A 9,517-nucleotide genomic window follows, 5' to 3' on the forward strand; every position below is an offset into this window, starting at 1 on the left:
CACCCCGTCGGCCCGGGGATCGCCGCCTCACGCCGCCTCGCGGGCGGCGCGGCGCTCGGCGGCGGCGGCCTGCCAGATCTCCCAGGCGGCGTCGGCGTTCATCGCCGCGATTCCGAGGCCGACCACCAGGTCGGGCCAGGGGGCGAAACCGGGCCAGGTCGACAGCGTGGCGGCGGTGACGAGCCCGGCCGCCACGATCGCCACGTTGGCGACCGCGTCGTTGCGGGCCGACAGGAAGGCCGCCCGGGTCAGGCTGCCGCGGCCCTCGCGGTGGCGCGCCAGCATCACGGCGCAGGCGAGGTTGACGGCGAGCGCCCCGAGCCCCGTCAGGGTCAGGGGCACCGGATCCGGGGCCGTGAAGGCGCCGAATTTCTGCCAGGCGGTCCAGGCGGCGGCGAGCCCCGGCAGCAGCAGGATGCCGGCCATCGCGGCGCCGAGCCGGGCCCGCGCCGCCGGCCGCCAGCCGAGGCCGGCGACGATCAGCAGGTTGAGCGCGGCATCCTCCAGGAAGTCGACGCTGTCGGCCACCAGCGCCACCGAGCCGATCGCCACCGCCACGCTCGCCTCGATCCCGAAATAGCCGAGATTGAGCAGGGCGACGCGGCCCACGGTGGCGCGCAGGCCGGGATCGGTGTCGGAGGGGGTCACGGGGCGGGCCTCGCGCGGATGGCGGCCGGTCGTCTATGCCCCGGCCGGGCGGCGCCGGCCAGGGCGCGCCCGCGCCGCACGACGCCGCATCGGTGCCATGCCGGGCCGGCGGTTGCACCGGGCCCCCGCGCCGGCTTCACTGCCGTCAGCCGCCGGCCACAGGCGGAGATCCGCCGGGACACGGTGGGCACCCACCGAGACGCGGTGGGCAGCACCCACCGGGAAGCGGCGGGCCAGGAGGAGACGACCATGCCGCATTCATCACCGCCCCCGTCCCCGGGGCGGATGCCCCGCCGCCTCGTCCTCGGCGGGCTCGCGGCGGCACCCGCCGCCTTGGGTAGCACCCTCTCGGGGTCCGCGGCCTCGGCGGCGCCCGCCGCCTCGCAAGCGGCCCCGCCCCGTCTGGCGATGGAGGAATTCCGGCTCCCCGGCCCGGAGGACGGGGTCTCGGTCTACCTGCGCAACAAGCGCCCGGCCGGGACCGAGCGGTTCGCACCCGACCGCATCCTGCTCTACGTCCACGGCGCGACCTACCCGGCCTCGACCGCCTTCGACCTGCCGCTCGCCGGCCTGTCGATGATGGACTACCTCGCGGGCCAGGGCTTCGACGTCTACCTCGTCGACCTGCCGGGCTACGGCCTCTCGGGCCGCCCCGCCGCGATGGGCCGCCCGGCCGCCGACGGCCAGCCCTTCATGCGCACGGGGGACGCCGCCGCGGTGGTCGGCCAGGCGGTCGACTTCATCCGCCGGCGGCGCGGGGTCGACAGGATCGACCTGATGGGCTGGTCCTGGGGCACCTCGACCATGGGGCTCTACACCAGCACCCACAACGACACGGTCAACCGCCTCGTCCTCTACGCGCCGCAATGGCTGTCGCGCACGCCCTCGCTCCTCGGCACGAGCGGGCCGCTCGGCGCCTACCGGAGCGTGAGCCGGGACAGCGCGAGGGAGCGCTGGCTCAAGGGCGTGCCGGCGGACAAGCAGGCGGACCTGATCCCGCCCGGCTGGTTCGAGCAATGGGCCGACGCCACCTTCGCGACCGACGCCGCCGGAGCCGCGCAGACGCCCCCGGTGCTCCGGGCGCCGAACGGGGTGGTGGCCGATTCGCAGGAGTACTGGCAGGCCGGCAAGCCGCTCTACGATCCCGGCGAGATCCGGGTGCCGACCCTCGTCATCCACGCCGAATGGGACGCCGACCTGCCGAGCTACCAGGCCCAGGAATACTTCGCCCGCCTCACCCGCACGCCCTACAAGCGCTTCGTGGAGCTTGGCGAAGGCACCCACACGGTGATGATGGAGAAGAACCGGATGCAGTTCTTCCGCGAGGTCGCCGCCTTCCTGACCGAGGCCGACCCGCAGGCGCTGAACTGAGCGCGGAAACGACGAAGGACCGCCCCGGGCTCCGGGGCGGTCCTTCCGGTGCGTCGGTCCCGGGCGGGCGTCAGGCCGCCCGCACCGTGTCGAGGAAGCGGGCGACCTCGGCCGAGAGCTGCTCGGACTGGCGCGACAGCTCGGAGGCCGCCGAGAGCACCTGGCTCGCCGCGGCGCCGGTCTCGTCCGCCGCCCGGGCGACGCCGGAGACGCTCGCCGTCACCTCGCCGGTGCCGGTGGCGGCCTCCGAGACGTTGCGGACGATCTCGCGGGTCGCCGCGCCCTGCTCCTCGACCGCCGCGGCGATCGCGGTGGCGACGCCCGCGATCTCCTCGATCCGCGCGGTGATGCCGCCGATCGCGCCGACCGCCTGGCCGGTCGAGGCCTGGATCGCCGCGATCTGGCCGGTGATCTCCTCGGTCGCCTTGGCGGTCTGGCCGGCGAGTTCCTTCACTTCCGCGGCCACCACCGCGAAGCCGCGGCCGGCCGCACCCGCGCGGGCGGCCTCGATGGTGGCGTTCAACGCGAGCAGGTTGGTCTGCGCGGCGATCGACGAGATCAGCCCGACCACGTCGCCGATGCGGTGGGTCGCCTCGGTCAGCGCCTGGACCTGGGCCGCGCTCGCGCCGGCCTCCCGGACTGCGGCCCCGGCGAGCCGGGCCGAGCCGTCGACCTGGCGGCCGATCTCAGACACCGAGGCGCCGAGCTCTTCCGCCGCCGCCGCCACCATGCCGACATTCGAGGCGGCCTGGGCGGCGGCCGCCGCCGCGCCGCCCGACTGGCCGGCGGTCTCCCGGGCGGTGACCGTCATGGTCCGGGCGGTCGCCTGCAGCTCGGTGGCGGCGGCCGTGACCGCGCCGACGATGCCGCCGACCGCCCGCTCGAAGGCGTCCGCCATCGCGCGGGTCGCCTGCCGGCGCTGCGCCTCGGCGCCGGCCCGGGCGAGCGCCGTCTCCTCCTCCAGCGCCCGGGTGCGGACCAGGTTGTCGCGAAACACCGCGAGCGCCCCCGCCATGGCGCCGAGCTCGTCCCGGCGGCCGGCGCCCGGGATCGCGGTCGCGGCCTCGCCCTCGGCCAGGCGGCGCATCGCGCCGGTCATGCGGCCGAGGGGCCGGACGACGCGCACGAGGCAGAACAGCACCGCCGCGAGCGTGACGAGAACCGACACCGCGAGCATCGCGACGGCGTTGCGGGTGGCCTCGGCCCGCTCGGTCCGGGCGGCCTCGCCGGCGGCGGTGCCGGCGGCGGCGTTGAGGGCGACGAGCTTGCCGGCGGTGTCGATCGTGGCGCGGTAGGTCGCGTTCATCGGCCCGCGGAAGTAGGCGTCGATCTCGGCCTGGCTCGGGAGCCCCTTGAGGCGGGCCCAGTCGGCCCGGAAGGCCGCGATCCTGGCGCTCAGGCTCCCGAAGATCTCCTCCTCGGCCGGCGAGTCGATCAACCCCCGGTAGCGCGCCATCCGCTCGCCCAGTGCCGCGTCCATCTCGGAGAAGCTCTTGGCGGCGAGCGCCTTCTCGGCCTCGCCGTCGGCGGTGATGAACCGGAACTGCCAGAGCCGGGCCCGCATCACCAGGGCGTTGATCGCGTGCGCCTCGTTGATCGAGGGCACCGCGTCGTCGGCGAGCGTGGCGATGCGGGCCTCGATCGAGCCGAGCTTCCACAGGGAGAGGCCGCCCTGGGCCAGGGTCAGCAGCAGGAGGATCCCGAACAGGCCGGTGAGGCTGCTCTTCAGGGACAGACGCATGGGACAAGCCGTGGGTGAGCGATCGTCGGACCGCGCTCTTGTCGCGCCGGCATCGCTAAAATTTTATTAATGCATCGCAACGCCAAAATGAAGTCACATAGCCGATGGGACGAAGACGAGATCAATTCTTTCTCGCTTGATAGTGCCCGACCCGGGCCGATGACGAAACGGAACGCGACGGACCCGCGCCAGCAACGCCGCACGGCCGGGCGCCTTTCTCTCGGTGAGGCGCGGGCGCCCGGCCCGGCCGCCGCCGCGGCGCCGCTCCTTCCGACCTTTCGCCAGTGGATTTCCGCCCCCGTCCCGTGCGACCCCGAGGGACCCGGCGGGACGGCGGAGCCCCGCGCGCCCGGCCGCGGCCCCCAAAGACGTCCACCGGGAGCGACGCCGATGATGCCCGAACTGCGCGTGCTGTACTTCGAGGACCTGAGCGTCGGGCTGTCCGAGACGCTGTCGAAGACCATCGCGACCTCCGACGTGGTCGGCTTTGCCGAGATCACCGGCGACCGCAACCCGATCCACCTCTCCGAGCACTTCGCCGCCCGCACCCCGTTCGGCACCCGCATCGCCCACGGCCTCTACACCGCCGGGCTGATCTCGGCGGTGCTCGGCACCCGCCTGCCCGGCCCGGGCGCGATCTACATCAGCCAGAGCCTCAACTTCCGCGCGCCGGTGCGCATCGGCGACACGGTGGACGTCACCGTCGAGGTGGCCGAGCTGGTGCCGGAGCGCCGCCGCGCCCGCCTGACCTGCACCTGCGCGGTCAACGGCGAGACGGTGCTGGACGGCGAGGCCCTGGTGAAGGTACCGACCCGGGCCGAGGCCGACCCGCTCGCCGCCCGCAAGGGCTGATCCCCAAAAGGGCCAGAACCCGGACCGCATGACGCCGATCCCCGTCGACGACCCCGCCGACCCGCGCCTGTCCGCCTACACGCAGATGCGCGAGCGCGACCTCGTCGGGCGCGAGGGCCGGTTCATCGCCGAGGGCGAGGTGGTGCTGCGGGTGCTGCTCTCGGGCGCCGCCCGGTTCCGGGTCGAGTCGGTGCTCGTCTCGCCCGAGCGGCTGCCCGGGCTGGCGCCGGCGCTCGCCGGCCTCGACGCGCCCGTCTACGTCGCCGCGAAACCCGTGATGGGCGCGGTGGCGGGCTTCCCGATCCATCGCGGCGTCCTGGCGGTGGGCCTGCGCGGGCCGGAACCCGACCCCGACGCCCTGGTGCCGGCGGGCCCGGCCCTGCTCGTCGGCCTCGTGGGTCTTGCCAACCACGACAATGTCGGCGGGCTGTTTCGCAACGCCGCCGCCTTCGGGGCCGACGCGGTGCTGCTCGATGCGGAAACCTGCGACCCGCTCTACCGCAAGGCGATCCGCGTCTCGGCCGGCACGAGCCTGACCGTCCCCTTCGCGCGGCTGCCCACCGGCGACGCCCTCCTCGCTCTGTGCGAGCGCCACCGGCTCACGCCCCTCGCCCTGTCGCCGCGGGGCGAGGATATCGGGCGCTTGCCGCCCCTGCCCCGGGCGCTCCTCCTGCTCGGCACCGAGGGCCCCGGCCTGCCCGAGGCGCTGATGGCCCGCGCCCGCCGGGTGGCGATCCCGATGGCGCCGGGGGTCGATTCGCTCAACGTGGCGGTGGCGGGGGCGGTGGCGTTGCACCGGTTGGGCGGGGGGCGGCTGGCAGGCATGCAGAGTTGAGATCGACGCTTTCCTTGATCTCATCCGCTGGAGCATGTTTCGACGAACGATATGCCGGATCATCGTACGGCTATGCGCTGGCAACATATCCTATCAGAGCCTGTTTAATTGTGAGAGTGGATCCAGAACCCTCCATTGTCATCCTGGGGACCGGCGTAGCCGGGAACCCGGGATCCATAATCGCCGACGAAGCAGGAAGAGACGGAACGCTGATCGCCTGATCCTCCACCGCCAGCGGTTATGGATCCCGGATTCCGCTGCGCGGCCCCAGGATGACGCAGCGAAGCGGCGATGTCGGCACCAGATCGACAGGGCGAGTCGATCGAACAGGGTATCATAGATCTCGTTTCAGATGCGATCTATCGCTATATTATATCAAGACCCGATCGAACTGCAACCTGATGCTACTCTATGTATTTGGATTTGCCAATTTTCCTATCGATGGGCCGGTTCTCACTTCTTCGGAAAATTCCTATTCTGCAGCGGGGCCGACATAGCGATCCAGGACAGCCTCCAGATCTTGCGGGGCGATCTCGTCCGCGACGGCCGCCGTGATGATCTCGCCGAATGCCGCCCGGTCGGGCAGGCCGAGGTCGTAGCCGTTCGCTCGCAGAAACAGACCCATGGCGAAGAAGGCCGTGCGTTTATTGCCTTGCGCAAAGGCATGGGCTTTTGCGACTGCCATCAGCAACGACACGGCCAGGGCGAGGATGTCGTCCACCCCGTCGTAGAGCATCGCATTCAGCGGGCGTGCGAGCGCGCCGTCGAGCTTACCCCGATCGAGGACGACGAACGGCTCGCCGGTCGCAGCGACCTCTCGGGCATTGATCGCGATAATCTCGTCGGCCGTGAGCCACCGAAGCTCATCCGGCGGCTCACTCGGCGAGCTTGGCACGGATCTTCGGATAGCGGGCGATCAGTTCACGATGCACGTCGGCGACGTCGATGCGCTCGGCCGGCGGATGGGCCTTGCGGGGACGACGCGCGCGGGCCGTTGTCCCCACCGCCTCGCGCAGGTCGGCACGATCCGGCTCGGCCGACGGATTATCCCGATGCTCGGAGCGCTCCATGATCGGTCCTGCTGATCCCTCTCGGCCCTCGGACATGGGCCTTGGCGGACCGCTCGTCAACGCCCCGCCACACCCCGGCAAAAAACCCCGTCTGACCCCGCCGCGACAATGCGCAACCATTGCCGACTCACCGTCGCGCACCACAACTAGGCCGTACGCACGGACATGCGTTTCGGTCTGGCAGGAGGTGGAGCGTTGTTGCAGCCGCGGGATGGGTACCGCACCCTGTCGGGGCAGCGGGCGGTGGTGGTCGGGGCGGGGCCGGGCGGCCTCGCGGTGGCGCTGATGCTCGCGCGCGACGGCGTGCAGGTGACGGTGATCGAGAAGGAGGAGTGCGTCGGCGGGCGCACCCGCACGGTGACCGCGCCGGGCGGCTACAAGTTCGACATCGGGCCGACCTTCTTCCTCTATCCGCGCATCCTGGCCGACATCTTCGAATCCTGCGGCGAGCGGCTGGAGGACCACCTCACCCTCGAGCGGCTCGATCCGCAATACCACCTCGTCTTCGAGGGCGGCGGCGAGATCAAGGCGACGCCGGACGTGGAGCGGCTCGAGGCCGAGATCGCCCGCATCGCGCCCGACGACGCCAAGAACGTGCGCCGCTTCCTCGAGGACAACCGCCACAAGCTCGCGGCCTTCATCCCGGTGCTGCAGCAGGCCTGCGACTCGCTTCGCAGCTTCGCCTCGCCGGCGATGCTGGCAGCCCTGCCGCTGCTGCGCCCGCACGCCACCGTCGACCGCGACCTGGCGCGCTACTTCAAGGACCCGCGGGTCCGCCTCGCCTTCTCGTTCCAGACCAAGTACCTCGGGATGTCGCCGTTCCGTTGCCCGAGCCTGTTCACCATCCTGAGCTTCCTCGAATACGAGCACGGGGTCTACCACCCGGTGGGCGGCTGCGGCGCGGTGTCGGAAGCGATGGCCGGCCTCGCCCGCCGCATGGGCGTCGAGATCAAGCTCGGCACGAGCGTCGACCGGGTGCTGTTCGAGGGCAAGCGCGCCGTCGGGGTCGAGGCCGGGGGCGAGCGCATCGCCGCCGACGCGGTCGTCATCAACGGCGACTTCGCCAAGGTCGTGCCCGAGCTTGTCCCCGAGGCGCGCCGGCCGCGCTGGCGCGACGCCAAGGTGGCGAAGGCCCGCCTCTCCTGCTCGACCTACATGCTCTATCTCGGCATCGAGGGTCCGATGCCGGAGAGCCTCGGCCACCACACCATCCTGCTGTCGGAGGATTACGCCCGCAACATCCGCGAGGTCTCCGACGGGGTGCTGCCGATGCAGCCCTCGGTCTACGTCCAGCACGCCGGCTACACCGACGGCGGCATGGCGCCCCCGGGGCATACCAGCCTCTACGTGCTGGTGCCGGTTCCGAACCTGCGCGCCGGGATCGACTGGGCGAGCGTCGGCCCGTCCTACCGGGCGCTGGTGCTCAAGCGGCTGGAGAAGCTCGGGCTCACCGACATCGAATCCCGCATCCGCTACGAGCGCGTGGTCGACCCGACCCAGTGGCGCGACGAGTTCGACGTGTACGAGGGCGCGACCTTCAACCTGTCGCACGACCTCCTGCAGATGCTCTACTTCCGGCCCCACAACCGCTTCGGGCCCGGGCTCTACCTCGTGGGCGGCGGCACCCATCCGGGCTCCGGCCTGCCGGTGATCTACGAGGGCGCCCGCATCACCGCCCGGCTGATGGCCGAGGACCTGGCGCTCGGGACGGTGCCGGCCCGCGGCCTGCCGCTCGCGACCGCCCCGAGCCTCGGGGAGGCCTCGTGAGGGGCCCCCTCGCGCTGGTAGCGCTTCTGGCCCTGGCGGGTCCGGCGTCGGCCGCCGACCTCGCGATCGAGGTCGACGGGGTCGAGCCCGGCGCCGGCCGGGTCTTCGTCGCGCTCTGCACCGGGTCGCTCGCCGAGGAGGCCTGCCGCATCGGCCAGAACGGGCCGGCCTCGGGCCCGAGCCTGCGCTTCGGCTTCACCGACGTGCCGCCGGGCAGCTACGCGGTGGCGGCGTTCCAGGACCTCGACGGCGATGGGCGCCTCGGCCGCACGCCCCTCGGCCTGCCGACCGAGCCCTACGGCTTCTCGAACGGCGCCGGCCGGCGCGGCCGCCCGGATTTTGCCGCCGCCGCCTTCCGCCTCGGCGAGCCGGGCGCATCGCTGCGGGTGCGGCTCACCCGCGCCCTGCCGGCCCGGTAGGTCCTGTCCAGGGTGGGTCCTCCTGCGCACCGGCGTCCCTCCCCGGGAATGCCGCAAAGCTCTGCTGTGGTCGGGACCATGACACCCGATCCGGCGGCGACCGTCCGCGACCTCGCCTTCTCGTATCGCAACCGGCGCGTCCTCGATCGCGTCGACCTCGTGTTCGCGCGCGGCGAGACAGTGGCGTTGCTCGGCCCCAACGGCGCCGGCAAGACCTCGCTGATGCGCCTCCTCGCCGGCCGCCTCGTGCCGGAGCGCGGCAGCGTGCGGGTGGCCGGCGGCGATCCGGGGCGCTCCTCCGCGGTGCGGCGCGCCATCGCCTGGGTGCCGCAGGAGATCGCCCTCTACCCGCGCCTCACCGTGCGGGAGAACCTCGAGGTCTTCGCCCGCCTCCTGGGACTGCCCCGGGCGGCGCGGGCGCCGGCGGTGGCCCGGGCGCTGACGCGGACCGGCCTCGACGACGTCGCCTCACGCCTCGTCGGCGTGCTCTCCGGCGGCTACCAGCGCCGGGCCAACATCGCGGCGGCGCTCCTCGGCGAGCCCGCCCTCGTCCTCCTCGACGAGCCGACGCAGGGCGTCGACCAGGCCGCCCGGGCGGCGATCCACGCGGTGCTCGAGCGCCTGCCGGAGACCGGCACCGCGCTGCTCGTCGCCACCCACGACTTCGCCGAGGCCGAGCGCCTCGCCGGGCGGGTCCTGGTGCTCCAGGACGGGCGCATCCGCCTCGACGGGCGCCTCGCCGACCTGCTCGCGCGCCTGCGCGCCGGCCCGCCCGAGCACGAGGTGGCGCTGGCCGAGGCAGCGGGCCCGGCGG

10 protein-coding genes are annotated in these 9,517 nt (G+C 72.9%); 6 read left to right on the forward strand and 4 right to left on the reverse strand.

The window, feature by feature from the left end; all coding sequences use genetic code 11:
- Positions 1 to 27 precede the first annotated feature (27 nt).
- Positions 28 to 648: a cation efflux transmembrane domain-containing protein gene (locus HPY23_RS13920; RefSeq protein ID WP_091888571.1), complete on the reverse strand. Its 621-nt coding sequence runs from the start codon at positions 646 to 648 to the stop codon at positions 28 to 30.
- A 249-nt stretch (positions 649 to 897) separates the two neighbouring features.
- On the opposite strand from HPY23_RS13920, the gene HPY23_RS13925 reads away from it, so the two are divergent.
- Positions 898 to 2,019: an alpha/beta hydrolase gene (locus HPY23_RS13925; protein WP_091888610.1), complete on the forward strand. Its 1,122-nt coding sequence runs from the start codon at positions 898 to 900 to the stop codon at positions 2,017 to 2,019.
- Positions 2,020 to 2,089: 70 nt separating this feature from the next.
- Here HPY23_RS13925 and HPY23_RS13930 read toward each other — a convergent pair whose 3' ends face one another.
- Complete coding sequence (locus tag HPY23_RS13930) at positions 2,090 to 3,760, reverse strand: methyl-accepting chemotaxis protein (RefSeq protein ID WP_091888573.1); 1,671 nt, start codon at positions 3,758 to 3,760, stop codon at positions 2,090 to 2,092.
- Between the two features lie 390 nt (positions 3,761 to 4,150).
- Between HPY23_RS13930 and croR the strand changes: the two genes are divergently transcribed.
- Both croR and HPY23_RS13940 read left to right on the forward strand, forming a co-directional pair.
- Positions 4,151 to 4,612: a 3-hydroxybutyryl-CoA dehydratase gene (gene croR, locus HPY23_RS13935; protein ID WP_060847665.1), complete on the forward strand. Its 462-nt coding sequence runs from the start codon at positions 4,151 to 4,153 to the stop codon at positions 4,610 to 4,612.
- Between the two features lie 28 nt (positions 4,613 to 4,640).
- Positions 4,641 to 5,447: a TrmH family RNA methyltransferase gene (locus HPY23_RS13940; protein WP_091888575.1), complete on the forward strand. Its 807-nt coding sequence runs from the start codon at positions 4,641 to 4,643 to the stop codon at positions 5,445 to 5,447.
- A gap of 472 nt (positions 5,448 to 5,919) precedes the next feature.
- On the opposite strand, the gene HPY23_RS13945 is transcribed toward HPY23_RS13940, so the two are convergent.
- Together HPY23_RS13945 and HPY23_RS13950 are read right to left on the reverse strand one after the other, a co-directional pair.
- On the reverse strand, positions 5,920 to 6,342 hold the full coding sequence (locus HPY23_RS13945; protein ID WP_175540014.1) for a type II toxin-antitoxin system death-on-curing family toxin: 423 nt from the start codon (positions 6,340 to 6,342) through the stop codon (positions 5,920 to 5,922).
- A complete protein-coding gene (locus tag HPY23_RS13950; RefSeq protein ID WP_091888579.1) occupies positions 6,323 to 6,517 on the reverse strand; it encodes a hypothetical protein in 195 nt (64 codons plus the stop codon). The genes HPY23_RS13945 and HPY23_RS13950 overlap by 20 nt, the downstream gene beginning before the upstream one ends.
- Positions 6,518 to 6,712: 195 nt before the next feature.
- Between HPY23_RS13950 and crtI the strand changes: the two genes are divergently transcribed.
- The 3 genes from crtI to HPY23_RS13965 form a co-directional block, all read left to right on the forward strand.
- Entirely contained in the window at positions 6,713 to 8,284 is a 1,572-nt protein-coding gene (crtI, locus tag HPY23_RS13955; RefSeq protein WP_060847667.1) for a phytoene desaturase family protein, read from the forward strand.
- A complete protein-coding gene (locus HPY23_RS13960; protein ID WP_060847668.1) occupies positions 8,281 to 8,703 on the forward strand; it encodes a DUF2141 domain-containing protein in 423 nt (140 codons plus the stop codon). The genes crtI and HPY23_RS13960 overlap by 4 nt, the downstream gene beginning before the upstream one ends.
- Before the next feature lie 78 nt (positions 8,704 to 8,781).
- Positions 8,782 to 9,517, forward strand: a 736-nt coding sequence (locus HPY23_RS13965) for an ABC transporter ATP-binding protein (protein WP_200649628.1), incomplete at its 3' end; no start/stop codon positions are given.

This window comes from Methylobacterium ajmalii (genome assembly GCF_016613415.1).
GTDB lineage: Bacteria > Pseudomonadota > Alphaproteobacteria > Rhizobiales > Beijerinckiaceae > Methylobacterium > Methylobacterium ajmalii.

Excerpts from the sequence above, each read along its gene's own strand:
- HPY23_RS13925 (WP_091888610.1), top strand. The coding sequence starts at position 898 with ATGCCGCATTCATCACCGCCCCCGTCCCCGGGGCGGATGCCCCGCCGC.
- HPY23_RS13930 (WP_091888573.1), bottom strand. The coding sequence starts at position 3,760 with ATGCGTCTGTCCCTGAAGAGCAGCCTCACCGGCCTGTTCGGGATCCTC.
- croR (WP_060847665.1), top strand. The coding sequence starts at position 4,151 with ATGATGCCCGAACTGCGCGTGCTGTACTTCGAGGACCTGAGCGTCGGG.
- HPY23_RS13940 (WP_091888575.1), top strand. The coding sequence starts at position 4,641 with ATGACGCCGATCCCCGTCGACGACCCCGCCGACCCGCGCCTGTCCGCC.
- HPY23_RS13950 (WP_091888579.1), bottom strand. The coding sequence starts at position 6,517 with ATGGAGCGCTCCGAGCATCGGGATAATCCGTCGGCCGAGCCGGATCGT.